We start from the raw sequence: 23884 nt of genomic DNA on the forward strand, positions 1-23884 counted from the left end.
CACGCTCGTCCCCCTGGAGCACTCGAACAAGTGGCCAGCACAGAGGCAGAATCCAAGACGGGCGGCCCGGCGGCGTCCGGCCCGTCGATCGTCCCGCCCGGCCCGGCCCGGCTCGCGCTCATCGCGATCACGGTGGCGGTGCTGGCGCAGACCCTGCGCTTCTCGCTCCCGCAGCTCGACAACTTCGCCGACAGCGCCGGCATGGGCGTCGCCGGCGCCGCCGTGCTGATCGTCTACCTGGCCGGGTTCGCCGCGCCGCTGATCCGCCGCGCCGCCGGGCCGCGCGGCCTGCTGCTCGCCGGCGTCGGCGGGCTGCTCGCCGTCCGGCTCCTCGCCCAGCTCATCGACCCCCGCACCTGGCTGGTGTTCATCGGCGCCGCGATCGGCATGATCGCGGTGGCGGCGCTCTACGAGGGCGCCCGCGGCCTGTCCGGAGTCGGGTTCGCCACCGCGACCGTCGCCGGGCTGTCGGCCGACGCCGCCGTCCGGATGTGCTTCGCCACCTGGGACCCGGTGTGGCGGTCCGGAATCGGCCCGTGGATCGCGTGCCTGACGTTCGTCGGACTCGGCGCGGCAGCCCTGTACCGGGAGCTGCGGTCCGGGCCGGTGACGGCCCCCGGCGTCTCCTGGCGGGACGCCCTGGGCGCCGCGGCGTTCGGGCCGTTCATCGCGCTGCAGGTGCTCGTGCTGTCCAGCCCCGCGTTCGTCGCGTCGTCCGGCTGGCGCTCCCTGACGGCGGCGCACATCACGATCGTCGCCGGGCAGGGGCTCGCGCTGGCGTTCCTCGCCTCCGGCCTCGCGGTCCGGGCGGTGCCGGGCGGCGTGTGCGTGCTCGGCGGGACCGTGCTCGGCGTCGGCGTCGGCGCGGTCGCCGGCACGTACGCGGTCTCCGGGATCGAGGTCGTCCCGATCGTCATCCTCGGGCAGGTGCTGTCGGCGTGGCTGCTGGCCGTCGCGTGCCGGTCGCCGCTGCGCCGCGCCGGGACGGGCGGCTCGGTGCTGCGGATCGACGTCGGCGCGGCCCTCGGCGGCTTCCTCATCGCGGTGATCCTCGTCCCGTACCAGGTCAGCGCGCTGCTGCCGATGCCGTTCCCGAACAACCTGCTGCCCGGCGCCGCCGGGATCGCGCTGGGCGCGCTCGCGGCGATCACCGCCGCCCGCGGCGGCCCGCTGCCCGCGCGGGCCCCGCTGCGGGCGCTCACCGCCGGGGCCGCGTCCCTCGCGCTGCTGGCCGGCACGCTCGTGTTCACCGTCGCCGTGCCGGACGGGACGGCGCAGGCGGCGCCCGGCGAGGGCCGGGTCCGGATCATGACCTACAACGTCCACGACGCGGTCAACCAGGACGGGCGGCTCGACCCCGAGGGCATCGCCGACACCATCGAGCAGCAGAAACCGCAGGTCGTCCTGCTGCAGGAGGCCGGGCGGGGCTCGCTGCTGTCCGGCACCGCCGACGTCGGGGTGTGGCTGTCGCGGCGCCTCGGCATGAAGCTGATCTGGGGGCCCGCCGCCGACGGCCAGTTCGGCAACGCGATCCTCACGTCCCTGCCGGTCGTCAGCTCCGGGACCGCCCGCATGCCGAAGGGCGACTGGTCGCAGATCCGCGGGTACGTGTGGGCGCGGCTCGGCGTCGGGGAGACCACGATCGACGTGTGGTCCACGCACCTCGAAGGCGGCGACGGCAACGGCGACGTGCGCGCCATGCAGATCGCGGCGCTGCTGCGCGCGTGGGGCGGCGCGCCCCGCACGGTGATCGGCGGCGACTTCAACACCGGCCCCGGCAGCCCCGAGCTGTCGCGGATGACGCGCGGCACCGACCTGCGCACGGCCGTGATCGGCGCCGACCCGGCCCCGACCACTCCGGACGGCGAGCGGCACGACTGGATCTTCGGTTCGGACGGCATCCTGTTCTCCGACTACGACGTGCCGAAGTCCGACGCGTCCGACCACTACCCGGTCGCGGTGACCGTCCGGATCCAGCGGTAGCGGCGCGGGCGGGCCGCTAGGGTCGTGCGCATGAGCGACACGACGGCCGGTGCCGGGACGGCCGGCACCGGGGCGGTCCGCATCGAGGCGGCCGGCGTCCGGGACGCCGGGGAGATCCTGACCGTCCAGCGGGCCGCCTACACGACCGAGGCGCAGCTGTACGGCGACCCGTTCATCCCGCCGCTCGTGGAGTCGCCCGACCAGGTCCGCGCGGCCCTGCGGGAGACCGGCGGGCTGGTGCTGAAAGCGGTGCTGGACGGGCGCCTCGCCGGCGCCGTCCGCGCCCGGTTCAACGGCCGGACGTGCCTGGTCGGGCGCCTCGTCGTGGCGCCCGACCTGCAGGGCCGCGGGATCGGGCGGCGGCTCCTGCGGGCCGTCGAGGACGCCGCGGCCGGCCGCGCCGACGCGTGCGTGCTGTTCACCGGCCACCTCAGCGACGGGAACCTGCGGCTGTACCGGCGGGCGGGCTACCGGGAGACGCACCGGGAGCGGGTCGCCGCGCACCTCACCCACGTCCACATGCGCAAGACCCTCGAACCCCCGGCGGCGGCGCCCGCGGACCCGATGGCGCCCGCGGAACCGGCAGGGACCGCCGAACCCGCCGAACCGGCCGGGGCCTAGGGTTCGTTCCATGCTGAAAGTGGGACTCACCGGCGGAATCGGGTCGGGCAAGAGCGAGGTGTCGGCGCGGCTGAGCGGGCACGGCGCGGTGGTGATCGACGCCGACCGGATCGCGCGGGAGGTCGTGGAGCCCGGCACCCCCGGCCTGGCCGCGGTCGTCCGCGAGTTCGGCGACGGCGTGCTGCTGCCGTCGGGCGGGCTCGACCGCGCGAAGGTCGGGTCGATCGTGTTCAACGACGCCGACCGCCTCGCCGCGCTCAACGCGATCGTCCACCCCCTGGTGGGGGAGCGGATGCAGGAGCTCATGGACGCCGCGCCCGCCGACGCCGTCGTCGTCTACGACGTCCCGCTGCTCGTCGAGAACGGGCTCAAGGACATGTACGACGTCGTCGTGGTCGTCGACGCCCCCGAGGAGGCGCAGCTCGACCGGCTGACGTCCCGCCGCGGCATGACCGAGGCCGACGCGCGCGCCCGCATGGCGAACCAGGCGTCGCGGGACGAGCGCCGCGCCGTCGCCGACCACGTCATCGACAACTCGGGCGATCTCGGGAAGCTGCACGCGCAGGTCGACGCCCTCTGGGAGGCCCTCGCCGCCCGCGCCGCGCGGACCTGACCCGCGCCGGTTCCGCCCCCGGCGGACCGTCCGGACAGTGGCCGGATCGGGCGATGTGTCACCTTCGTCACGGGCGGCCGGTGGCACGCGGCGCGCCGCTATAGGCTCGTCGCTATGCACCCCGGGGGATGGTGGCGGACGGCGTGGGCGACGCGGCGTTCGCGCGCGCTCGACGTCCTCATCGCCGTGTCGGCGGCCGCCGCCGACGCCGTGCTCCTGTGGTTCACGCCGCAGCAGGACTTCTGGCTCCCGCCGTGGGCGGTGTCGGCGGCCAGCGTGGTCATGGGGCTCGCACTGATCGTCCGGCGGCTGCATCCGGTGGGGCTGGCGGTGTTCGCGGTGGCGTTCGGCACGGTCACCGGCGGCGGCGCCCTCGGCTTCGTCGTCATGCTGTACTCGCTGGCCGCCTACGCGATCTCCCGGCGGACGGTCGTGTCGGTCGCGGTCGCCGGGTACGTCCTGTCCGTCGTGTTCCCCGGCCCGGCGTCCGAGAACGACTCCATCGGCGTCCGCGCGATCTACGCGGTCGCGTTCATCGCCGTCCCGGTGCTGCTGGGCCTCTACATGGGCGCGCGCAAGCAGCTGCTGGTGTCGCTGCAGGAGCGGGCGGCCCGGCTGGAGCGCGAACGCCACCTCCTCGCGGAGCGCGCGCGGGGCGAGGAACGCACCCGTATCGCGCGGGAGATGCACGACGTGGTCGCCAACCGGATCAGCGTCATGGTGGTGCACGCGGGGGCGCTGCGCGCGATCGCCGCCCGCGACCCCGCGCGCGCCGCCGAGACCGCCACCGTGATCGGCGACATGGGCCGCCAGGCGCTGGACGAGCTGCGGCACGTCATCGGGGTCCTGCGGCAGGGCGAGGAGGTCCTCCCGCAGGAGAACGCGACGCTGGAGCACGTCCGGGAGCTGGTGGGGCAGTCGGGCGCCGCGGGGCTGCGGGTGGACCTGGCGGTGCGGGGCGAGGAGCGGCCGATGCCGCCCGCCGTGGGCCGCACGGTGTACCGGCTCGTCCAGGAGGCGCTGACGAACGTCCACAAGCACGCGGGCGCCGCCGACACCCGGGTGGCGCTCGTCCTGCAGCCGGAGGCCGTCGAGGTGGAGGTCGTCAACGGCGTCCCGACGGCGGCGCCCGAGCACGCGCTGCCGAGCGGCGGGAACGGCCTGGTGGGGATGCGGGAGCGGGTCACCGCCCTCGGCGGCGGGTTCGAGGCCGGGCCGTCGGACGGCGGCTGGGCGGTCCGCGCCCGGCTGCCGTTGCCCGCGTCGTAAGCGGCCGGGCCGGGACGGCGGCGCACGGGGAGCGGCGCACGCCTCCGCCCGCTCGGCTGCCGAATGTCGGACCCCCTGAATACAGTGGGGAGGAGACCAGGGGAGGGGACGAATGCGGCCTGTCACGGATCTGCGACGCCGTGTGGCGCCGTTCGAGGTCGTCACCGAGATGACGCCGTCGGGCGACCAGCCGCAGGCGATCGCCGAGCTCGCCGGGCGCGTCGACCGCGGCGACAAGGACGCGGTGCTGCTCGGCGCGACCGGCACCGGCAAGACCGCCACGATCGCGTGGCTGATCGAGAAGCTGCAGCGGCCCGTGCTCGTCATGCAGCCGAACAAGACCCTCGCCGCCCAGTTCGCCAACGAGCTGCGCGAGATGCTGCCCGGCAACGCCGTCGAGTACTTCGTGTCGTACTACGACTACTACCAGCCCGAGGCGTACATCCCGCAGACCGACACCTACATCGAGAAGGACTCCTCGATCAACGACGAGGTCGACCGGCTGCGGCACTCGGCGACGAACTCGCTGCTGACGCGGCGCGACACCGTCGTCGTCGCGTCCGTGTCGTGCATCTACGGCCTCGGCACCCCGCAGGAGTACGTCGACCGGATGGTGCGGCTCCACGTCGGGCAGGAGATCGACCGGGACGAGCTGCTGCGCAGGCTCGTGGAGATGCAGTACTCGCGCAACGATCTCGCGTTCACCCGGGGCACGTTCCGGGTGCGGGGCGACACCATCGAGATCATCCCGCAGTACGAGGAGCTCGCCGTCCGGATCGAGATGTTCGGCGACGAGATCGAGAAGCTCGCCACCCTGCACCCGCTGACCGGCGAGGTCATCACCGAGGACGAGGAGCTGTACGTCTTCCCCGCCTCCCACTACGTCGCCGGTCCGGAGCGGATGGAGCGGGCGATCCGCGACATCGAGGCCGAGCTCGAGACGACCCTCGCCGAGATGGAGCGGCAGGGCAAGATGCTCGAGGCGCAGCGGCTGCGGATGCGCACCACCTACGACATCGAGATGATGCGGCAGGTCGGCACCTGCTCCGGCATCGAGAACTACTCGCGGCACATCGACGGCCGCGGCGCCGGCACGGCGCCCAACACCCTCCTCGACTACTTCCCCGAGGACTTCCTGCTCGTCATCGACGAGTCGCACCAGACCGTCCCGCAGATCGGCGCGATGTACGAGGGCGACGCGTCCCGCAAGCGGATGCTGGTCGAGCACGGCTTCCGGCTGCCGTCCGCGATGGACAACCGCCCGCTGAAGTGGGAGGAGTTCCTCGAGCGGATCGGGCAGACGGTGTACCTGTCGGCGACGCCCGGCCCCTACGAGATGGGACGCGTGCAGGGCGACGTCGTCGAGCAGGTCATCCGCCCCACCGGGCTGATCGACCCCGAGATCGTCGTGAAGCCGACGAAGGGGCAGATCGACGACCTCGTCCACGAGATCCGCGAGCGGACCGAGCGCGACGAGCGCGTCCTGGTCACCACGCTCACCAAGAAGATGGCCGAGGACCTCACCGACTACCTGCTCGAACTCGGCATTCAGGTCCGCTACCTGCACAGCGAGGTCGACACGCTGCGCCGCATCGAGCTGCTCCGCGAGCTGCGCGCCGGCGACTTCGATGTGCTGGTCGGCATCAACCTGCTCCGCGAGGGCCTCGACCTGCCGGAGGTGTCGCTCGTCGCGATCCTGGACGCCGACAAGGAGGGCTTCCTCCGCTCCGAGACGTCCCTCATCCAGACGATCGGCCGCGCCGCGCGGAACGTGTCCGGGCAGGTCCACATGTACGCCGACACGGTCACCCCGTCGATGGAGCGGGCGATCGACGAGACCGACCGGCGGCGCGCCAAGCAGCAGGCGTACAACGAGGAGCACGGCATCGAGCCGCAGGCGCTGCGCAAGCGGATCGCCGACATCCTCGACTCCCTCGCCCGCGAGGACGCCGACACCGAGACGCTCATCGGCGGGGCGGGCCGGCAGCAGTCCCGCGGCAAGGCGCCCGTCCCCGGCCTGGCGTCCCGCACCGGGGACGTCGGCCGGCACGCCGCCGACCTGGTGGGGGAGCGGCCCCGCGAGGAGCTCGAGGGCCTCATCGAGCAGATGACCGAGCAGATGCACCAGGCCGCCGCCGACCTGCAGTTCGAGCTCGCCGCCCGGCTCCGCGACGAGATCAAGGAGCTGAAGCGGGAGCTGCGCGAGATGAAGGAGGCCGGCGTCAGCTGACCCGGCCCGGACGGGCCCGCAGGTGGTGCGGGCCCGTCCGGTGCGCGTCACATGTGGGTGCCGCCGTCGATGCGCAGCTCGGTGCCGGTGACGAACGCGCCGTCGTCGGACGCCAGCATCGCGACCACGCCCGCGACCGTCTCGGGCCCCGCGAACCCCTTGCCGATGGCCGGCGCCAGCTTCGCGAACAGGCCCATGTCGGCGTCCTCCGGCAGCCCGGGGCCGCGCCCGGTCGTCATGCCGCTGCTGATCGAGCCGGGCGCCACCGCCACGGCCCGCAGCCCCTGCTTGGCGTACTCGCTCGCCAGCACATGGGTGAACGACTGGATCCCGCCCTTGGACGCCGCGTACGCCGCCATGTACGGGTGCGCGAAGCTCGCGGACGTCGAGCTGAAGTTCACCACCACGCCCCGGCCGGACTCCAGCAGCGCGGGCAGCGCCTCCCGCGTCACCAGGAACGTCCCGGTGAGGTTCACCCGCAGGACGGTGTTCCAGAACTCGAGGGTCGTCTCGTGCGTGTGCGCCGAGCGCAGGATCCCGGCGGCGTTGACGAGCGCGTCCAGCCCGCCCAGCCCCCGCACGGCGTCCGCGACGCCCGCCCGGACCGCGTCCTCGTCCGCGACGTCCATGACCGCCGTCGTGAGCCGGTCCGCGTGACCGGCCGATCCGGCGCGCTCCGCCGTCTCGGTGAGCCCCTCCTCGTTCACGTCGAACGCCGCGACGCGCCCGCCCTCGGCGAGGATCCGCAGCACGGTGGCCTGCCCGATGCCCGAACCCGCACCCGTGATGATCACCCGGCGACCGTCGAACCGCTCCATGTCGTCCTCCCTCTGCATTTCATGCCCATATGGCACAACGTGCCACGTAGGTACTTTATGCCTAGAGTGGTGGCGTGAACCTGACCGAGCGCCGCAAGGCCGCCACCGAGCTGGAGATCGCGCGCGCCGCCGCGTCCCTGTTCGCCGAGCGCGGCTCGGGCGGGACGACCGTCGAGGCCATCGCCGACCGCGCCGGCCTCTCGCTGCGCACCTTCTACCGCTACTTCCCCACGAAGCAGGACGCCGTCGCGCCGCTGCTGTCGACCGGCGCCCAGCGCTGGCTGGACCTGCTCGCCGCGACGCCGCCCGAGGTCCCCCTCGCCCGCGCCCTGGAGAGTGCGGCCGAACGGGCGCTCACCGCCGCCGACGCGGAGCCCGCCGAGCCCTTCGGATGGACGCGCGGCCTGCTGCGCGCCGCCGACGGCGACCCGGCGCTCCGCGCGGTGTGGCTCCGCGTGAACGACGAGACCGAGCGCCGCCTCGTCCCCATCCTCGCCAACCGCGCAGACGGGGGCGACGGGGACGACCGCCTCGACGCGCGGGTCGCCGCTGCGGCGGCGACCGCCGCCATCCGGATCGCGGTCGAGACGTGGGCGCGCGGCGATGGTCCGCCGGTCGGCCCGGGTTCCCCCGCCGACCTCGGCGTCCGCTGCATGCGGCGGCTCACCGCCGGCCTGCACCCGGCCGCCCCGTCCTGAAGCGCCGCGCCCCCGTGCTCGGTGCCGCGGACCCCGGCGCGGTGCGGCGCGGTGCGACGGCCGGAGCGCCCGGGAACACCGTGCGCGAGCTCTGCGCGGTCGCGGGTCAGGCGGGGGTGAAGGACATGATGGTGCGGTCTTCGACGGGGCGGTAGCCCAGCCGCCGGTAGATGGCGTTGCTCGTCGGGTTGGCGAGGTCGGTGAACAGGACGACCTCGCGCGCGCCGGCGTCGAGGGCGGAGCGGGTCACGGCGGCGGTGACGGCGGCGCCGTAGCCGTTGCGGCGGTGCTCCGGCGGCGTGTAGACGGGCGCGACGCGGGCCATGCCGGCGGCGATGCGGGTGCGCGCGGCCATCGACACCGGCGTCCCGTCGCGTTCCCACAGGGCGAGGCCGCCGGTGGCGATGCGGTCGTCGAGGGTGGCGAGGTTCGCGCGGCCGTGCTGCTCGTCCAGCTCGCTGAACGCGACGAACCACGCGCCGGCGACGCCGCGGTCGGCGGCGGTCGCGATGCGGGCCGCGCCGGGCGGCGCCGGGTCGGGGGCGGTGAGCGTGCCGAGCCGGTAGAGGCGCTGCCGCATCGCGACGCGGGCCGAGCCGCCCGTCCGGTGCCGCCACGCGTCGGCGAACGCGTCGGCGACGTCCGGGGCGGCGTGCACGCCGCCGACGGGCCCGGGGAGGACGCCCGCGAGTTCGCGGGCCGCGTCCGGCGGGCAGCCGAGCAGCGGCGGGCGCGGCGGCGTCCACATCGCGATGCCCGCGACGCGGCCGCCGCGGGTCCAGGAGGCGAACAGGACGTCTTTGCGGTCGCCCGGTTCCTGGGCGCGCATGGTCGCGGTGGCCGTGAGTGCCACCGTGTGGACGGCCGGGTCGGCGTGCATGAACGGTCCGGCGGCGGTGAGGAAAGCGTCGAGGTCGCGCGTCAGCGTCCAGCCCATCGCCCCAGTCTGGACGACGCCGGACGGCCCGCGCATCCGGATATCCGGTCGTCCGGCGGCGCCCGGCCCCCCTACGATCGCGCCATGGATGTCGAGGTGCGGACGGCGCGCGACGGCGACCTGGCGGCCCTCCCGGAGATCGAGCGGGGCGCGGACGGGGTGTTCCGGGCGGTCGGCATCGTGTTCCCGCCCGGCCCCACCGTGATCGAGGAGCTGATCGGGACGGACGCCGAGATCGTCGTCGCGGGCGACCCGCCGGTGGGGTTCGCCGCGGTCCGCGGTGTCGACGGCGCGGCCCACCTGGAGCAGATCGCGGTCCGCGCCGACCTCACCGGCCGGGGCATCGGCGTGCCGCTGCTGCGGGCCGTCCTGGCGCGGGCGGCGGACGCCGGGTCGCCGGGCGTGAGCCTGCTGACGTTCCGGGACGTCCCGTGGAACATGCCCTGGTACGAGCGGCACGGGTTCGCCGAGCTGCCCGAGGAGCGGTGGGGGCGTGGCCTGCGGGCGCACTGGGACGCCGAGATCGAGGCGGGCCTGCACCGGCTGGGCCCGCGCGTGGTCATGTGGGCGCCGCTCCGCTGACGCGGCGCCGCATCCGCCGCAGCAGCCGGTAGACCGTCCATACCGCCAGCAGCAGGAGGAGCAGCGCCACGATCGGGGCGAGGATCGCCAGCACGCTCATGCCGAGCGACGCGGTGTCCTCCGCGGTGCTGACGACCGGGGCGCCGAAGCCGAACGTGCCGCCGTCGATCACCGGTCGCACCGACGCCTTGACGGCGTGCACCGCGAGCGCGGCCACGATGCCGAGCACCCAGCCGATCCACGCGTGCTCCTGCATGAACGACGACGTCTCGATCCGCGCGTCCAGCCGCTCCGCCGCGTCCGTGGCGGCGAACACGGCCCCGCCCGCCGCCGGACGGACGAGCGTCTGCACGGCGTCGTTGACCGTGTCGACCGCCGGGATCTTGTCCAGGACGACCTCGGCGGCGAGCAGCACCGCGAGCCCGGCCAGGACCCAGCCGTTCGTCAGCCACCCGAACTCGGCGGGCAGCCGGACGAGGTCGGTGAAGCGGGCCAGGAGCCCGACGACGAGCACCGGGATGTAGGCGTTCAACCCGGCGGCGGTCGACAGGCCGAGGCCGGTCAGGGTCGCGAGCATCGTCCAAGGCCCCCGTATCGTTGTTCTCCTAGGACGTGGGCGCCCCCCATCCGGGTTCCGGGCGGAGGCGTCCGGCACAGGAGGACAGGGGGGACGATGACGAGCCCGGGGGCGTGGCTGCGAGGTCTGCGAGGACGGCTCGGCGACCGGACGCTCTCCGCGGCCGCGCTGGTCGCGCTGCTGGCCCTGGCGGTCGTCCCGCTGGTGGCGCTGCCGGCGGTGCGGTGCGAGGTGTTCGGGAGCGGCTGCCGCGAGCCGGCACCGGACGTCCGCGCCGACCCGGTCGTGGCGGCGAAGCCGTCGGTCACTCCCGTCCAGGCGGCCGTGCGGGGCGGGTACGCGGCGCTCGGCGACTCCTACTCGTCCGGCCTCGGCGCCGAGGCCACCGTCGCCGACCGCAACCCGCTGAACCGCTGCCACCGGACGTCCGAGGCGTACTACCACGGGGTCGCGGCGGCGTTCGAGTTCGCCGGGGGCAGCGCGTTCTGGGCGTGCTCGGGGGCGACCACCGACGACGTCCTGGACGGCAAGGGCGGCGAGCCCCCGCAGATCGGCCGGATCGGCGCCGGCACCAGCCTGGTGACGATCAGCATCGGCGGGAACGACGTCGGCTTCTCCAAGATCCTCGCGGGCTGCGTGGTGAAGCTGCCGTGGAGCGACGCCTGCACGAAGCAGGGCGTCGACATCGCCGCGCGGATGGCCGAGCTGCGGCAGGAGCTGCCCGCCCTGATCGACCGGCTGCGGGAGCGGGCGCCGCGGGCCCGGATCGTCCTGATGGGCTACCCGAAGGCGTTCTCCGAGGTGGACGGCGCGGCCGGCGACAACATCACCGTCGGCGACCAGCGGTGGCTGAACGCCCGCACCTACGAGCTGGGGAAGCTGATCGAGCAGGCGGCCGCCGAGGCCGACGCGGAGATCGCGGCGGCGGGCGCGCCCGGCAGCGTCGAGTTCGTGGACGCCTACAGCGCGTTCGCCGGCCACGAGGCGGGCAGCCGCGACCCGTACATGAACGGGCTCACCGTCGACCTGTCGGCGTTCAAGGCCGAGCCGCGCAGCTTCCACCCGACCGCGAAGGGCCACGACGCCCTCGCCCGCCTGTTCGCCGAGCAGATCGAGAAGGGGCCCGGCCGGCCCCTCACCTGAGCGGAGCGGACGTGCGCCGCGCCGGGGCGAACCCGCGCCCTCGACGTGACGGCCCCCGGCGCAACGGGCATGAAGGGACCGAACGGGAGGTTCCGATGTCCGTCACGCTGGCCCTCGCCGGAGACACGATGCTGGGGCGCGGCGTCGCCGAACGCGTCGCCGCCGACCCGGGCGGCCTGTTCTCCGCCGAGGTGCGGGACGCCGTCGCCGGGGCCGACCTCGCCGTCCTGAACCTCGAATGCTGCGTCTCCGACCGGGGGCGGCGATGGGACCCGGCGCACAAGGCGTTCCACTTCCGCGCGCCGCCGGCCGCCGCCGAGGTCCTCGCCGGGCTGGGCGTCGACTGCGTCACGCTCGCGAACAACCACGCCCTCGACTACGGCCCCGACGCCCTCGCCGACACCCTCGGCCACCTCGCCGCCGCGGGCGTCCGGACCGTCGGCGCCGGACGGGACCGCGACGAGGCCCGCGCACCGGCCGTCCTGGAGGCGGGCGGCCTGCGCCTGGCGGTCGTCGGCGTCACCGACCACCCCGCCGACTTCGCCGCCGCGCCCGGCCGGCCGGGCGTCGCCCACGCCGACCTGGGGGCCGGCGTGCCCGGGTGGCTCCTCGACCTCGTGCGCGACCTGCGCGCGTCCCACGACGCCGTCCTCGTCACCCCGCACTGGGGCCCGAACATGACGTCCGAGCCGCTCCCGTACGTCCGGCGGGCCGCCGGGGCGTTGCTGGAGGCGGGCGCGACGCTGGTCGCCGGGCACTCCGCCCACGTGTTCCACGGCGTCGCCGGCCCGGTCCTGTTCGACCTCGGCGACTTCATCGACGACTACGCCGTGGACGGGCTCCTCCGCAACGACCTGGGGCTGCTCTTCCGCGTCGCCCTGGACGGGCGCGGCCCGTCCGGTGTCGAGGCGATCCCGCTCCGCCTCGACTTCGCCCGCACCCGCCTCGCCGACGGCGCCGACCGCGCCTGGATCGCGGGCCGCCTCGCCGAAGCCTGCGCGGCGTTCGGCACCCGGGTCGCGGCGCGCGGCGCGCACGGGCCGCTGACCATCGCGCCCTGACGCCCGCGCGATGTTCCGGGCGGGGCCGCGCCGCCCGCGCGAGGCCCCGGGCCGGCGGGGCGGGTCAGCGCAGGTCGCCGGCCTCGTGCAGCCGGTCGAAGATGATCTGGTCGACGGGGGAGACCCGGTCGCGGTCGCGGTAGGACAGCCAGCCGACCTCCTCGATCTCGTTGCACGGGACGGGCGTGCCCCGGTGGTCGGCGGTGTAGCACGTCATCCGGACGGTGACGCCGGACGCGTGCCCGTGCGCCTGCGCCCGGAACGTCCCGAAGTGCCGGACGCTGTCGGGCTCGATGGCGACGGCGAGTTCCTCCCCGATCTCGCGGACGAGGGTGTCGAGGTCGGTCTCGCCGCGCTCGCGCTTGCCGCCCGGGAGGTAGTAGACGTCCTTGCCGCGCGATCGGGTGCTGAGCACCCTGCCGTCCTCCAGATGGATCCACGCGATCTTGTCAATGGTTTTGATCAACCGGGTTCCCCCGTCGGTTCGCCGTCGTTCGTCCCCCGCGTCCATCATCGCAATTCTCACGCCCCGGCGCCTTCGAGTTCCGTGCGGCGGCCGCCCCTGATCGCGTCGCGGTCGGACGTCCCGGACGGCACGGCGCGCGCCGGCGCGGGCCACCGGCCTGCCCGCCTTACTCCCGCGATGGCGTTTTGACTCTTTCGGTTAACGTAACCTGACCGCAAAGCAACCCCCTGACCAGCGCAAACCCGTGCTCGGCAATGGACGGCGCCGCTGAGCAGCTCCCCGGCAGACCCCTTGACGGAGGCCCCCTTGTGCGACTTCGACGAGCCTGACCTCTTCACGGACGAGTCCCTCATCGACGACCCCCACCCGTACTACGACCGCCTTCGGGGGGAGTGCCCGGTCCGGATCGAGCCCCACCACGGCGTCGCCGCGGTGACCGGCTACGACGAGGCCGTCGAGGTGTTCCGGGACCCCGCGGGCTACTCGTCGGTCAACGCGGTGACCGGGCCGTTCCCGAGCCTGCCGTTCGAGCCGGAGGGCGACGACATCGGGGCGCTCATCGAGAAGTACCGCGACCGGTTCCCGATGAACGAGCACCTGGTGACCCTGGACCGGCCGCAGCACACCGCGCACCGGGCGCTGCTGCGCAAGCTGCTGACCCCGCGGCGGCTGCAGGAGAACGAGGCGTTCATGCGGCGCCTGGCCGACCGCCAGATCGACGAGTTCTTCGACCGGGGCCGCTGCGAGCTGATGGGCGACTACGCCAAGCCGTTCTCGCTGCTCGTCATCGCGGACCTGCTGGGCGTCCCGGAGGAGGACCACCGGAGCTTCCGGGCGCAGCTCGCGAGCGGGTCGGCGCCGCTGGAGAACGGCGAGGTGCCCATCGCCAACCCGCTGGAGTTCCTGGAGGAGCGCTTCACCGCCTACGTCGAGGACCGCCGCCGCGAGCCCCGCGAGGACGTCCTGACCTCGCTGGCCACCGCCCGCTTCCCCGACGGCACGCTGCCGGAGGTGGCCGACGTGGTCCGGGTGGCCTGCTTCCTGTTCGCGGCCGGGCAGGACACCACGGCCCGGCTGCTCACCTCCGCGTTCCGCATCCTCGTCGACCGGCCCGACCTGCAGCGGCTCCTGCGGGACGAGCGCGACCGCGTCCCCGCGTTCGTCGAGGAGACGCTGCGGATGGAGAGCCCGGTCAAGAGCGGCTTCCGCCTCGCCCGGACGCCCGGGACGCTCGGCGGCGTCGACGTCGCCCCCGGGACCACGGTCATGGTGCTCAACGGCGCGGTGAACCGCGACCCCGCCCGGTTCGAGTGCCCGCACGAGTTCCGCGTCGACCGCCCCAACGTGCGCGAGCACCTGGCGTTCGGACGCGGCGTGCACACCTGCCCGGGCGGCCCGCTCGCCCGCATCGAGGCACGCGTCAGCATCGAGCGGTTCCTGGACCGGACGTCCGGCATCACCGCCGTCGAGGCCGAGCACGGCCCGCCCGAGGACCGCCGCTACTCCTACGAGCCGACCTACATTTTGCGCGGCCTCAACGACCTGCACCTCGAATTCACGCCGGTCACCGAGTCCTGAACGGATGGTCGTGAACGTGCGGACGGGGGCCCGGCGGGCGCGGCCCCCGTCCGCCGGTCAGCCCTCGGTGATCCGGTTGAGCCGGTCCACGGCGTCGGCGAACTCCTGCACCATGTCGTAGACCACCTGGCGGGCGGGCTTGACGGTGTTCATCAGCCCGACGCACTGGCCGACGAAGTAGTTCGCGAGCTGCCGGGCCCCCGGGTTGCCGGACTCGGCGACCTTGTTGATCTGCCGCATGGCCCCCTCGGCGACGATCATCTGCAGCGGCATGCCGAGGGCGCCGGGGCTCGCGGAGCCCTCCCACTCGTCCGTCCAGGCCGACCGGAGCTGCCGGGCGGGCTTGCCGGTGCGGGACCGTGAGCGGATCGTGTCGCGGGACGTCGCGGCGAGCATCTTCTCCTTGACGGAGGGCGGGGTCTCGGCCTCTTCGGTGGTGAGCCAGACCGAGCCGCACCAGACGCCGGACGCGCCGAGGGCCAGGGACGCGGCCATCTGGCGGCCCGTCGCGATCCCGCCCGCCGCGAGGACGGGGACCGGCGCGACCTCGTCGACGATCTCGGGGACCAGCACCATCGTGGAGATCTCGCCGGTGTGCCCGCCCGCCTCGCCGCCCTGCGCGACGATGAGGTCGGCGCCCGCGGCGACCTGCCGGCGGGCGTGCTCGGCGGTGCCGACGAGCGCGGCCACCGGGACGCCCGCCGCGCGGGCCTTCTCCACCATGAGCGGCGGGGGAGTGCCGAGCGCGCTGGCGATGAGCCCGATCGGATGGGCGAGGGACACGTCGATCAGCTCGGACGCGCCCTTCTTCGTCACCTGCGTGCCGCCGCGGACGTTCGAGCGCTTCGCCTTCTCGAAGTCCGGCGGCGGGACGTCGTACTTCTCGAACAGGCCCGCGAGGAAGGTCCAGTGCTCCTCGGGGATCGCGGCGAGCATGTCGTCCAGCCCGCCGCCCCGCTCGGCCGACGCGTCGATCTTGCCGGGGACGAGGACGTCCACGCCGTACGGCCGCCCGCCCACGTGGTCGTCGATCCAGCGGAGCTCTTCTTCCAGGCGGTCGGGCGTGTAGGCCACCGCGCCGAGGACGCCGAAGCCGCCCGCGTTGGTGACGGCGGCGACGACGTCGCGGCAGTGGCTGAAGGCGAACAGGGGGAACTCGATGCCGAAACGGCGGCAGACCTCGGTGTCCATGCCCGGCACGCTACTAAACCGAATGTCATTCGGTCCAGGGGCGGAACAGCACGTACGCCTCCCCCTCGTCCGGATGGACGAACGCCGCGCGCAGCGGGAGGCCCTCGCGCAGCTCCGCGCGGTCGACGCCGTCCAGCCGGGCGTGCAGCCACGGCCCCTCGGCCAGCTCGACCAGCGCGAGGAACGCGGGCGGCGGGACGGAGCCGTCCGCGGCCGGGCGCCCGTGCGTGACGGTCCAGGAGACGAGGACCGCCTCGCCGCTCGCGTCCGCCCACTCGAGCTCCGTCCCCCCGCAGCCGGGGCAGTCGCCCGCGTCGGGGGCCAGCCGGTGGTCGCAGGCCGCGCAGCGCTTCAGCACGAGCCGGTCGGCGGCGGCGCCGTCGAAGAACGGGTCGGTGCGGCCGTCGCGCCGCAGAACGCCGATGTCCATCGGGTCAGGCTCCCTTCGGGTGCGGGCTGACGATCAGCGTGGAGTGGTGGTCGAGGATGCCGCCGTTGCCGCTGACGAGGATCACGTCGTTGGCGGGCGCCTGCCGCTCGCCGCCGTCCCCGCGGGCCTGGATCACGGCCTCCGACAGCGGCGTCATGCCCCACATGTAGTACGCCGACAGCTGCCCGCCGCCGGTGTTGGTCGGCAGCGACCCGCCCGGGCCGAGGGCGCCGGACGCCGCGAACGCGCCGCCCTCGCCCTTGGCGCAGAAGCCGTAGTCCTCCAGCGACACCAGGACCGTGTACGTGTAGCAGTCGTACAGCTCGCACACCGTGACGTCCGCCGGGGTGACGCCCGCCATCTTCATCGCGGTGGCCCCGGACGCGGCGGCGCCGGTCGTCAGGCCCCACTCGCTGCCGCGCTCCTTGCGGTGCCCCGGGTGCCCCTGCCCCCACCCCCACAGATGGACGGGCGGGCGGGCGAGGTCGCGCGCCCGCTCGGCGGACGTGACGATCACCGCGATCGCGCCGTTCGAGACGAGGCAGCAGTCGAGCAGGTGCAGCGGCTCGGACACCCAGCGCGAGCTCTGGTGGTCGTCGATCGTGATCGGGTCGCGCATCTGCGCGAGCGGGTTGCGGGCCGCCCACTCCCGCGTCGCGACGGCGATCGCGCCGAGCTGCTCGCTGGTGGTCCCGTAGCGGGCCATGTGGCGCTGCGCGGCGAGCGCGTAGAACGAGTTCACGCTGCGCAGGCCGAGCGCGGCCGTCATCCCCCCGAACCCGTACCATTCGCGCGCGTCGCGGTGGTACGCCGCGCCCGACGACTGCTTCGGCTTGAGCGGCGCGTCCGCGAACACGCACGCCACCGCGGACGCGGCGCCGCTGCGCACCGACATCGCCGCGTAGGAGATCATCGCCCCGGCGGTCGCGCCGAACGCGTTCATCTGCGTCAGCAGCCGCAGGTCGCGCATCCCGAGCGTGTCGGCCAGCTCGATGCCGGGGGAGCCCCCCAGCCCGTGGCTGACGATCAGCCCGTCCACCTCGCCCAGCGCGAGGCCCGCGTCGGCCGCGGCGAGCCGCACCGCGTCCGCGGCGAACCGGCGGGGGCTGCGTCCGTACACCTTGCCCAGCTCGGTCATGCCGAGCCCTGCGATCGCCGTCCCGTCACCCATCGGTCGTGCATCCCTCCCGCATGTCCATCCGGCCACGGTACCGAATCGCGTTCGGTGCGGGGGCGGGCGGGTCGGACGGCGCGGCGCGGAAGGCGCCCCGGTACGCCTGCGGGGACGCGCCCACGGCGCGCGCGAAGTGGGCCCGCAGCGTCACCGCCGACCCGTACCCGCACTCGGCCGCGACCCGCTCCACCGGCAGGTCCGTCGTCTCCAGCAACTGCTGCGCCCGCCGCACCCGCGCCCGCGCGAGCCACCGCAGTGGCGTCGTCCCCGCCTGCTCGCGGAAGCGGCGGCTGAGCGTCCGCACGCTGACGGACGCGTGCCGCGCGATGTCGTCCAGCGTCAGCGGCCGGTGCAGGTTCGCCTCTAGCCACGCCAGGACGGGCTGGAGTGCCGTGCCGGCGTCCGCCGGGTCCGCGTGCCGGATGAACTGCGCCTGCCCGCCGTCCCGCTGCGGCGGCATGATGATCCGGCGTGCGGTGCGGGCGGCGGCCGCCGCGCCGTGGTCGCGGCGGACGACGTGCAGGCACAGGTCGATCCCCGCCGCGACGCCGGCCGAGGTCAGCACCGCGCCCTCGTCGATGAACAGGACGGCCGGGTCGACCTCGACGTCCGGGTACCGCCGGGCCAGCCGCCCGGCGTACATCCAGTGGGTCGTCGCGCGCCGCCCGTCCAGCAGCCCGGCGGCGGCCAGGACGAACGCGCCGACGCAGATGCTCGCGACGCGCGCGCCCCGGGCGGACGCGTCCCGCAGCGCGTCCAGCACCGCGCCCGGCGGATCGTACGGGTCGTCGAGGCCGGGGACGACGATCGTGTCGGCGCCCGCGAGCGCGTCGAGCCCGAACGGGGCCTCCACCCGCATCCGGCCGAGCATGCCCGACGTCGCCGCACCGCCCGGCCCGGCGCATATGCGCACCTCGTACAGCGGGACGCCCAGGTCGGTGGTGGTCGGCCCGAACACCTGCCCCGGGACGGCGAGGTCGAACGGCACGACCCCGTCCAGGGCGAGGACCGCGACGACATGAGGGGCGGGGGAGACCGGGTCCGTGAGCGGCATGGCCAGAACGTAGCGCATATCGGCAGGACGGCCACTGGCCGGTGGGAGCCCCCGCGGCGGACGATCGGTGCCGTCATCGTTCGTCCGACAAGGAGACCGGCATGGGCGACTTCTTCGCCGAGTTCAACGCTCCCGACACCGACCTCACCCGCCAGGCCCACGACTTCGTCTTCACGGCCGGGACGCCCGCGCTCGCCGGGCACAGCGCGCGGGCCTACCTGTTCGGCCGGGCGCTCGGTGAGGCGCGGGGCCTGCGGCCGGGCGCCGACTACGACGACGAGGTGCTCCTGCTGGCCTGCCTGCTGCACGACCTCGGCCTCACCGACGACGGGGACGGGGACCAGCGGTTCGAGGTCGACGGCGCCGACCGCGCCGCGTCGTTCCTGCGCGACCGCGGCATGGACGGGGAGCGGGTCCGGGTCGTGTGGGAGGCGATCGCCCTGCACACCAGCCTCGGGATCGCGGACCGGATGCGCCCCGAGATCGCGCTCACCCACGCCGGATCCGGCGCCGACGTCGTCGCGTTCGGCGCGGACGCCCTGCCGGACGGCCTCGCCGACCGGGCGCACGCCGCGTTCCCCCGGCTGGACACCGGCCGCGAGCTGACCGCCGCGATCGTCGGGCAGATCGCCCGGAAAGCGCACAAGGCCCCGCTGGGCTCCCTCCCCGCCGTCCTGGCCGCCCAGGCCGGCGTCACCGTCCCGACCCCGCAGTGGTCGGACCTCGTCGCACAGGCATGGAAGGACGCACCGTGACGGCCCCGCCGTGACGGGCAGGGCTTGGCGCGTTCGGGTGTTCGTTCTGCCGCGACGCGGAGCGCCCGCGTCCCCCGGAGGGGGCGCGGGCGCTTCGGTGCGGGCGCGCGGGGCGGTCAGGAGGCCAGGACGGCCTGCAGGAAGTCCCGCGTGCGCTGCTCGGTGGGCTCGCCGAAGATCTGGTCCGGCGGGCCCTCCTCGACGATCTGGCCCTGGTCGAACATCAGGACCCGGTTCGAGATGTCCCTGGCGAAGTGCATCTCGTGCGTGACGCACAGCATCGTCAGGTCGCTCTCCCGGGCGATGTCCCGCAGCAGGTCCTGGACGCCGACGACCAGTTCGGGGTCGAGCGCCGACGTGACCTCGTCCAGCAGCAGCACCTTGGGCTGCATGGCGAGGGCGCGCGCGATGGCGACCCGCTGCTGCTGGCCGCCCGACAGCCTGCTCGGGTGGGCGTTCTCCTTGTCGGCCAGCCCGACCATGTCCAGCAGGCCGCGGGCCCGCTCGACGGCCTCGTCCTTGGACACCCCCAGCACGCGCACGGGCCCCTCGGTGAGGTTGCGCAGCACGTTCATGTTGGGGAACAGGTTGAACTGCTGGAACACCATGCCGACCTGCTTGCGCATCTCGTGCAGGTGCTTCTCGTTGGCCGGGACGAGCTTGCCGCCCTTGTCCATGTGCCAGAGGGTGTTGTCCCCGATCCAGATGACGCCCTCGTCGAGCTTCTCGAGCGTCATCAGCAGCCGCAGGATCGTGGTCTTGCCCGACCCGGACGGCCCGATGAGCGTCACGCGCTCGCCGGGCCGCACGGTGAAGTCGAGCTCGCGGAGCACGACATTGCCGCCGAACCGCTTGACCACCTTCTCGAAGCGGATGCCGGGCGCGTCGGAGCCCTTGCCGACGGCCGTGCCGAGGGCCTCGCCCTCCTGCTTCGAGACGCCCGCGGTCTCGTCGGGATTCGGGGCTTCCGGTGTGGTGTCAGTTGGTGGCATAGCGCGTCTCCAGGCGGCGGACGATGATCGAGGAGATCACGCTGACCAGGACGAAGATCAGTCCGGCGACGGTCAGCGGCTCCAGGTACTTCAGGGTCTTGGCCCCCTCGTCGAACGCGACGAAGAGCACCTCGTGGACGCTGATCGCCAGCAGCATCGGAGTGTCCTTGAACGTCGCGATCAGGTAGTTCCCGAGGGTCGGGATGACCCGCCGCACCGCCTGCGGCAGGATCACGTCCAGCCAGACCCGCGACCTCGGCAGGTTGAGCGCCGTGCAGGCTTCCCACTGGCCCTTCGGGATGTCGGCGATGCCCGCCCGGTACACCTCCGCCGTGTAGGTGGAGTAGTGCACGCCCAGCGTGATGATGCCGGCGGTGAGCGACTCGAGCGTCAGGCCCCAGTCCGGGAAGACGAAGTAGACGAAGAACAGCTGCGGGATCAGCGGCGTGGACCGGATGAACTCGGTGATCCAGCGGACCGTCTGCCGGACGACCACGTTCGGCGCCCGCCGCAGCAGCGTCCACACCAGCCCCAGGACGAGGGCGATCGCGTAGGCGATCAGCGTCGCCAGGACCGTGACGCGCAGTCCTTCGAGCAGCGCCGGGAAGACGTCCACGGCGTACCCGGTGTCCCACTGCATCAGCCGGTCACCCCCGCCCCGGGGGCGCCCGCCGCGACGGACTTGAGCGACGGCTCGTGGCCGCCGCGGCGGCCGAGCATCCGGTCGACGCGGCGTTCGGCGAAGCGGACGAACAGCTGCAGGACCTGCGCGATCACGAAGTAGAACACGAGGACGACGGAGAAGACCATGATCGTGTCACCCAGGCTGCTCTGCAGGTTCTTCGACACCCGCGTCAGGTCGACCAGGCCGATCAGGGAGACGATGGCGGTCGCCTTCATCAGCTCGATGAGCAGGTTGCCGAACGGCGGCAGCATGAGCGCGACGCCCTGCGGCAGCAGGATGCGCACCATCCGCTGGAACGGCGTGAAGTTCAGCGCGATCGCGGCCTCGTACTGGGCCTTGGGCACCGCGTTGATCGCGCCGCGCACCACTTCCGCGCCGTACGCGCCGACGTTCAGGCCGAGGGCGAGCACCGCCGCGAGCATCGGGGTGAACCGGAAGCCGACGAGGGGCAGCGCGTAGAAGAACCAGTACAGCAGCACCAGCGCCGGCGTCCCGCGGAAGAACTCCACGTAGACGCGGTTGAGCACGCGCACCCATGTGTGGCGCGAGGTGCCCGCCAGGCCGAAGGCCAGGGCGAGCACCAGCGCCAGCAGGGCGCCCAGCACGGTGAGCTGGACGGTGGTCACGGCGCCCTCGAGCCACTGGTCGTTGCTGAGGACCTCGGACACGGATCAGCCCTTGCAGAACTTGGCCGCGGTGTCGTCCGCGCCGGGCATCTCCGCCTCGGTGAAGCCGAACGGCTGGAGGATCGGCAGCAGCTCGTTGCCGTCCTTCAGCTTCTTCAGCTCCGCGTTGAAGGCGTTCAGCAGCTCGCTGTCGGCCTTGCGGAACGCGAACGCGCCCGCGCCGAACTGCTCCTTGCCGTCGACGACGGGCGTGAACGCGTCGGTGACCTCGAAGCCCTCGCCCTCGTGCTTGGACAGCAGGTCGGCCAGCGAGATGCGGGTCAGCCAGATCGCGTCGATCCGGCCGGACTTCAGCCCCGAGAAGGCGCTCGCCTGGTCGGGGAAGGTCTGGACGTCCTTGACGCCGAGGCTCTCGGCGTAGCCCTGCTCGACGGCGCCGGTCAGGACGCCGACCTTCGCGCCCTCGGCGGCGAGGGTCTTGCCGTCCGTCAGGCCCTTCGGGTTGCCCTCCTTGACCATGAGGGCGCTCTTCGCGACGTACTCGGGGTCGGAGAACGCCACCGACTGGCAGCGCTCGGGGGTGATGAACATGCCGGCGGCGATGACGTCGAAGCGCTTGGCGTTCAGACCGCCGATCAGGCCGCCGAAGTCGACCTGGACTCCCTCCATCTCGTCGATGCCGAGGTTCTTGAAGATGACGCGGGCGAGCTCGGGTGCCTCACCGGTCAGCTTGCCGGAGCTGTCGGTGAAGCCGTACGGCGCCTCGTTGGCGAAGCCGACCTTGATCTTGCCGGCGTCCTTCGCCTTCTGGAGGGTGCCGCCGCCGCTCGCCTCGGTCTCCGGGTCCGTCGTGGAGCAACCCGCCGCGGCGAGCGGCACCGCGGCGGACAGCAGAACGGCGGAGCGGAGGAAATGGCGTCGGGAGGAAGTCATCGTTGAACTCCTGCTTCGGGGGGTGGTGTGCGTTGCGCCCGCGGAGACGATATGCCTCCGCGGGCGCAACCACCTTGGTCGGGTTATGAAATTGTTACGTCCATCGGGTCAGTCGCGCACGGGGGTGAAGTCGCGGGCGCCGATGAACGTGGGGCGGGGTGAGGGCGCCGAGAAGGGCTCGACGCACGTGTTCTCCACGCTGTTGAACACGATGAACACGTTGGAGCGCGGGAACGGGGTGATGTTCCCGTTGGAGCCGTGCATGCAGTTGCAGTCGAACATCGTCGCCGAGCCGGCGGGCCCGGTGAACAGCTCGATGCCGTGCTTGTCGGCGAGGATGGAGAGGCTGTTCGGGTCGGGGGTGCCGATTTCCTGACTGCGCAGTGACTCCTTGTAGTGGTCGGCGGGAGTTTCCCCGACGGCCGCCACGAAGGTCTTGTGCGATCCCGGCATAATCATCAAGGCGCCATTGTGCACGAAGTTCTCGGTCAGCGCGATGGAGATGCTCACCGCGCGCATCCGAGGCATGCCGTCCTCCGCGTGCCAGGTCTCGAAGTCCGAGTGCCAGTAGAAGTCCTTGCCGGTGAAACCTGGCTTGTAATTGACCCGGCTCTGGTGGACGTAAACGTCCGAGCCGAGAATTTGCCGGGCCCGGCCAACCACCCGGGGGTCCTTGACCAGCGAGTCGAAGACCTCGCTGATCTTGTGGACCTCGAAGATGGACCGGACCTCGTTCGACCCGCGCTCGGTGACCGTGCGCTCGTCGGCCAGGATCTCCGGGTCGGCGGACAGCCGGCGCAGCTCGGCGCGGTAGTCCTCGACCTCCTCCGGCGCGAGCAGCTGGTCGACGTTCAGGAACCCGTTCGTCTCGAAGGAGTCGAGCGTCGCCTCGTCGATGGGACCGTCGCTCGGACCGCCGTAGACGACCGGGTCCTGGCGGTACAGGAGCGCCGCCTCCGCCCCCTTGCGAGTCGGGTAGGCGTCGTCGATCGTCGGGTGGCTCTCGATGATGCTCATGCGTCCTCCTCTGTGAGCAGCGGATAGACCCCGTTCTCGTCGTGGACCTCCCGGCCGGTCACGGGCGGGTTGAACACGCAGACCGTCTTGACGTCCGTGTGCGCCCGCAGGGTGTGGTGCTCGTGCCCGTCCAGCAGGTACATGACGCCGGGCTCGATACGGTGCTTCTCACCGTTCTCGTGGTTGATCAGCTCCCCTTCGCCCTCGATGCAGTAGACGGCCTCGATGTGGTTCGCGTACCACATCTTCGTCTCGGTCCCGGCGTACAGGACGGTCTCGTGCATCGAGAACCCCACGCCCTCCTTGGCCAGCACGAAGCGGCGGCTGTGCCAGGTGGGCGCCTGAACATCGCGCTCGGTGCCGATGATCTCCTTCAGGGAACGAACGATCATTGATCTCCTCTTTCGATCGGCGGGGGGCGGCCGGTGACGGCCCCTCTGCGGGCCCGCGC

The 23884-nt window shown here is 73.4% G+C and carries 25 protein-coding genes; 11 read left to right on the forward strand and 14 right to left on the reverse strand.

Annotated features, from left to right (window positions below):
- Nucleotides 1-30 precede the first annotated feature (30 nt).
- The 5 genes from H505_RS0136420 (at nt 31) to uvrB (ending at nt 6716) form a co-directional block, all read left to right on the forward strand.
- Nucleotides 31-1983, forward strand: a complete 1953-nt coding sequence (locus H505_RS0136420; protein WP_051301544.1) for an endonuclease/exonuclease/phosphatase family protein — start codon at nt 31-33, stop codon at nt 1981-1983.
- A 30-nt stretch (nt 1984-2013) separates the two neighbouring features.
- On the forward strand, nt 2014-2604 hold the full coding sequence (locus H505_RS46655; RefSeq protein ID WP_084551238.1) for a GNAT family N-acetyltransferase: 591 nt from the start codon (nt 2014-2016) through the stop codon (nt 2602-2604).
- A 10-nt stretch (nt 2605-2614) separates the two neighbouring features.
- Entirely contained in the window at nt 2615-3217 is a 603-nt protein-coding gene (gene coaE, locus H505_RS0136430) for a dephospho-CoA kinase (protein WP_026405894.1), read from the forward strand.
- A 114-nt stretch (nt 3218-3331) separates the two neighbouring features.
- Nucleotides 3332-4486: a sensor histidine kinase gene (locus tag H505_RS0136435; RefSeq protein ID WP_026405895.1), complete on the forward strand. Its 1155-nt coding sequence runs from the start codon at nt 3332-3334 to the stop codon at nt 4484-4486.
- 112 nt (nt 4487-4598) lie between these two features.
- Entirely contained in the window at nt 4599-6716 is a 2118-nt protein-coding gene (gene uvrB, locus H505_RS0136440; RefSeq protein WP_026405896.1) for an excinuclease ABC subunit UvrB, read from the forward strand.
- 47 nt (nt 6717-6763) lie between these two features.
- Here the strand turns inward: uvrB and H505_RS0136445 are convergent, their stop codons facing one another.
- Complete coding sequence (locus tag H505_RS0136445; protein ID WP_026405897.1) at nt 6764-7534, reverse strand: SDR family NAD(P)-dependent oxidoreductase; 771 nt, start codon at nt 7532-7534, stop codon at nt 6764-6766.
- A 74-nt stretch (nt 7535-7608) separates the two neighbouring features.
- Here H505_RS0136445 and H505_RS0136450 point away from each other — a divergent pair, with 74 nt between their 5' ends.
- On the forward strand, nt 7609-8232 hold the full coding sequence (locus H505_RS0136450; RefSeq protein ID WP_026405898.1) for a TetR/AcrR family transcriptional regulator: 624 nt from the start codon (nt 7609-7611) through the stop codon (nt 8230-8232).
- Between the two features lie 106 nt (nt 8233-8338).
- On the opposite strand, the gene H505_RS52220 is transcribed toward H505_RS0136450, so the two are convergent.
- Nucleotides 8339-9169 (reverse strand): GNAT family N-acetyltransferase, encoded by an 831-nt coding sequence (locus H505_RS52220; RefSeq protein ID WP_026405899.1) that lies wholly within the window; start codon nt 9167-9169, stop codon nt 8339-8341.
- Between the two features lie 84 nt (nt 9170-9253).
- On the opposite strand from H505_RS52220, the gene H505_RS0136460 reads away from it, so the two are divergent.
- Nucleotides 9254-9751, forward strand: coding sequence for a GNAT family N-acetyltransferase (locus tag H505_RS0136460; protein ID WP_026405900.1), 498 nt, complete (start codon nt 9254-9256; stop codon nt 9749-9751).
- Here H505_RS0136460 and H505_RS0136465 read toward each other — a convergent pair.
- Nucleotides 9729-10328: a DUF4126 domain-containing protein gene (locus tag H505_RS0136465; protein ID WP_026405901.1), complete on the reverse strand. Its 600-nt coding sequence runs from the start codon at nt 10326-10328 to the stop codon at nt 9729-9731. The genes H505_RS0136460 and H505_RS0136465 overlap by 23 nt on opposite strands.
- Before the next feature lie 96 nt (nt 10329-10424).
- Here H505_RS0136465 and H505_RS0136470 point away from each other — a divergent pair, with 96 nt between their 5' ends.
- Both H505_RS0136470 and H505_RS46660 read left to right on the forward strand, forming a co-directional pair.
- On the forward strand, nt 10425-11471 hold the full coding sequence (locus tag H505_RS0136470) for an SGNH/GDSL hydrolase family protein (protein ID WP_026405902.1): 1047 nt from the start codon (nt 10425-10427) through the stop codon (nt 11469-11471).
- A 95-nt stretch (nt 11472-11566) separates the two neighbouring features.
- Nucleotides 11567-12532 carry a CapA family protein gene (locus H505_RS46660; protein WP_034521387.1) on the forward strand — a complete coding sequence of 322 codons (966 nt, stop codon included), beginning with the start codon at nt 11567-11569 and terminating at the stop codon, nt 12530-12532.
- 64 nt (nt 12533-12596) lie between these two features.
- Here H505_RS46660 and H505_RS0136480 read toward each other — a convergent pair whose 3' ends face one another.
- On the reverse strand, nt 12597-12998 hold the full coding sequence (locus H505_RS0136480; protein WP_211238628.1) for an NUDIX hydrolase: 402 nt from the start codon (nt 12996-12998) through the stop codon (nt 12597-12599).
- 306 nt (nt 12999-13304) lie between these two features.
- Between H505_RS0136480 and H505_RS0136485 the strand changes: the two genes are divergently transcribed.
- Nucleotides 13305-14576, forward strand: coding sequence for a cytochrome P450 (locus H505_RS0136485; RefSeq protein ID WP_026405904.1), 1272 nt, complete (start codon nt 13305-13307; stop codon nt 14574-14576).
- Nucleotides 14577-14633: 57 nt separating this feature from the next.
- Here the strand turns inward: H505_RS0136485 and H505_RS0136490 are convergent, their stop codons facing one another.
- From H505_RS0136490 to H505_RS46665, 4 genes are read right to left on the reverse strand one after another with little or no spacing between them, the layout of a single operon-like run.
- Entirely contained in the window at nt 14634-15767 is a 1134-nt protein-coding gene (locus H505_RS0136490) for an NAD(P)H-dependent flavin oxidoreductase (protein WP_026405905.1), read from the reverse strand.
- Nucleotides 15768-15792: 25 nt separating this feature from the next.
- Nucleotides 15793-16197 (reverse strand): Zn-ribbon domain-containing OB-fold protein, encoded by a 405-nt coding sequence (locus H505_RS0136495; protein ID WP_026405906.1) that lies wholly within the window; start codon nt 16195-16197, stop codon nt 15793-15795.
- Between the two features lie 4 nt (nt 16198-16201).
- Nucleotides 16202-17368: a thiolase family protein gene (locus H505_RS0136500; protein ID WP_026405907.1), complete on the reverse strand. Its 1167-nt coding sequence runs from the start codon at nt 17366-17368 to the stop codon at nt 16202-16204.
- The gene (locus H505_RS46665) at nt 17361-18425 is read right to left on the reverse strand and encodes a GlxA family transcriptional regulator (protein WP_051301582.1); all 1065 of its coding nucleotides are present in this window, start codon (nt 18423-18425) and stop codon (nt 17361-17363) included. Before H505_RS46665 ends, H505_RS0136500 begins: the two co-directional genes overlap by 8 nt.
- A 101-nt stretch (nt 18426-18526) precedes the next feature.
- Between H505_RS46665 and H505_RS46670 the strand changes: the two genes are divergently transcribed.
- Nucleotides 18527-19180: an HD domain-containing protein gene (locus H505_RS46670; RefSeq protein WP_051301545.1), complete on the forward strand. Its 654-nt coding sequence runs from the start codon at nt 18527-18529 to the stop codon at nt 19178-19180.
- A 116-nt stretch (nt 19181-19296) separates the two neighbouring features.
- On the opposite strand, the gene ehuA is transcribed toward H505_RS46670, so the two are convergent.
- From ehuA to H505_RS0136540, 6 genes are all read right to left on the reverse strand, one after another.
- Nucleotides 19297-20172: an ectoine/hydroxyectoine ABC transporter ATP-binding protein EhuA gene (gene ehuA, locus H505_RS0136515; RefSeq protein WP_026405908.1), complete on the reverse strand. Its 876-nt coding sequence runs from the start codon at nt 20170-20172 to the stop codon at nt 19297-19299.
- A complete protein-coding gene (ehuD, locus tag H505_RS0136520; RefSeq protein WP_026405909.1) occupies nt 20159-20812 on the reverse strand; it encodes an ectoine/hydroxyectoine ABC transporter permease subunit EhuD in 654 nt (217 codons plus the stop codon). The genes ehuA and ehuD overlap by 14 nt, the downstream gene beginning before the upstream one ends.
- The gene (gene ehuC / locus H505_RS0136525) at nt 20812-21525 is read right to left on the reverse strand and encodes an ectoine/hydroxyectoine ABC transporter permease subunit EhuC (RefSeq protein ID WP_026405910.1); all 714 of its coding nucleotides are present in this window, start codon (nt 21523-21525) and stop codon (nt 20812-20814) included. Before ehuC ends, ehuD begins: the two co-directional genes overlap by 1 nt.
- A gap of 3 nt (nt 21526-21528) precedes the next feature.
- Nucleotides 21529-22416 carry an ectoine/hydroxyectoine ABC transporter substrate-binding protein EhuB gene (gene ehuB, locus H505_RS0136530; RefSeq protein ID WP_026405911.1) on the reverse strand — a complete coding sequence of 296 codons (888 nt, stop codon included), beginning with the start codon at nt 22414-22416 and terminating at the stop codon, nt 21529-21531.
- Nucleotides 22417-22524: 108 nt separating this feature from the next.
- Complete coding sequence (gene thpD, locus H505_RS0136535; protein ID WP_026405912.1) at nt 22525-23433, reverse strand: ectoine hydroxylase; 909 nt, start codon at nt 23431-23433, stop codon at nt 22525-22527.
- A complete protein-coding gene (locus tag H505_RS0136540; RefSeq protein ID WP_026405913.1) occupies nt 23430-23825 on the reverse strand; it encodes an ectoine synthase in 396 nt (131 codons plus the stop codon). Before H505_RS0136540 ends, thpD begins: the two co-directional genes overlap by 4 nt.
- Nucleotides 23826-23884 lie beyond the last annotated feature (59 nt).

It is taken from the genome of Actinomadura rifamycini DSM 43936, from assembly GCF_000425065.1.
GTDB classification, from domain to species: domain Bacteria; phylum Actinomycetota; class Actinomycetes; order Streptosporangiales; family Streptosporangiaceae; genus Spirillospora; species Spirillospora rifamycini.

What these genes read in the sequence shown, in the direction of transcription:
- H505_RS0136495 (WP_026405906.1), bottom strand. Translation starts at nt 16,197, where the DNA reads ATGGACATCGGCGTTCTGCGGCGCGACGGCCGCACCGACCCGTTCTTC.
- H505_RS0136465 (WP_026405901.1), bottom strand. Translation starts at nt 10,328, where the DNA reads ATGCTCGCGACCCTGACCGGCCTCGGCCTGTCGACCGCCGCCGGGTTG.
- ehuD (WP_026405909.1), bottom strand. Translation starts at nt 20,812, where the DNA reads ATGCAGTGGGACACCGGGTACGCCGTGGACGTCTTCCCGGCGCTGCTC.
- H505_RS0136470 (WP_026405902.1), top strand. Translation starts at nt 10,425, where the DNA reads ATGACGAGCCCGGGGGCGTGGCTGCGAGGTCTGCGAGGACGGCTCGGC.
- uvrB (WP_026405896.1), top strand. Translation starts at nt 4,599, where the DNA reads ATGCGGCCTGTCACGGATCTGCGACGCCGTGTGGCGCCGTTCGAGGTC.
- H505_RS0136490 (WP_026405905.1), bottom strand. Translation starts at nt 15,767, where the DNA reads ATGGACACCGAGGTCTGCCGCCGTTTCGGCATCGAGTTCCCCCTGTTC.
- H505_RS0136445 (WP_026405897.1), bottom strand. Translation starts at nt 7,534, where the DNA reads ATGGAGCGGTTCGACGGTCGCCGGGTGATCATCACGGGTGCGGGTTCG.
- H505_RS0136435 (WP_026405895.1), top strand. Translation starts at nt 3,332, where the DNA reads ATGCACCCCGGGGGATGGTGGCGGACGGCGTGGGCGACGCGGCGTTCG.
- H505_RS46665 (WP_051301582.1), bottom strand. Translation starts at nt 18,425, where the DNA reads ATGCCGCTCACGGACCCGGTCTCCCCCGCCCCTCATGTCGTCGCGGTC.
- ehuA (WP_026405908.1), bottom strand. Translation starts at nt 20,172, where the DNA reads ATGCCACCAACTGACACCACACCGGAAGCCCCGAATCCCGACGAGACC.
- H505_RS0136540 (WP_026405913.1), bottom strand. Translation starts at nt 23,825, where the DNA reads ATGATCGTTCGTTCCCTGAAGGAGATCATCGGCACCGAGCGCGATGTT.
- thpD (WP_026405912.1), bottom strand. Translation starts at nt 23,433, where the DNA reads ATGAGCATCATCGAGAGCCACCCGACGATCGACGACGCCTACCCGACT.
- coaE (WP_026405894.1), top strand. Translation starts at nt 2,615, where the DNA reads ATGCTGAAAGTGGGACTCACCGGCGGAATCGGGTCGGGCAAGAGCGAG.
- H505_RS0136460 (WP_026405900.1), top strand. Translation starts at nt 9,254, where the DNA reads ATGGATGTCGAGGTGCGGACGGCGCGCGACGGCGACCTGGCGGCCCTC.
- ehuB (WP_026405911.1), bottom strand. Translation starts at nt 22,416, where the DNA reads ATGACTTCCTCCCGACGCCATTTCCTCCGCTCCGCCGTTCTGCTGTCC.
- H505_RS46660 (WP_034521387.1), top strand. Translation starts at nt 11,567, where the DNA reads ATGTCCGTCACGCTGGCCCTCGCCGGAGACACGATGCTGGGGCGCGGC.
- H505_RS52220 (WP_026405899.1), bottom strand. Translation starts at nt 9,169, where the DNA reads ATGGGCTGGACGCTGACGCGCGACCTCGACGCTTTCCTCACCGCCGCC.
- H505_RS46655 (WP_084551238.1), top strand. Translation starts at nt 2,014, where the DNA reads ATGAGCGACACGACGGCCGGTGCCGGGACGGCCGGCACCGGGGCGGTC.
- H505_RS46670 (WP_051301545.1), top strand. Translation starts at nt 18,527, where the DNA reads ATGGGCGACTTCTTCGCCGAGTTCAACGCTCCCGACACCGACCTCACC.
- H505_RS0136500 (WP_026405907.1), bottom strand. Translation starts at nt 17,368, where the DNA reads ATGGGTGACGGGACGGCGATCGCAGGGCTCGGCATGACCGAGCTGGGC.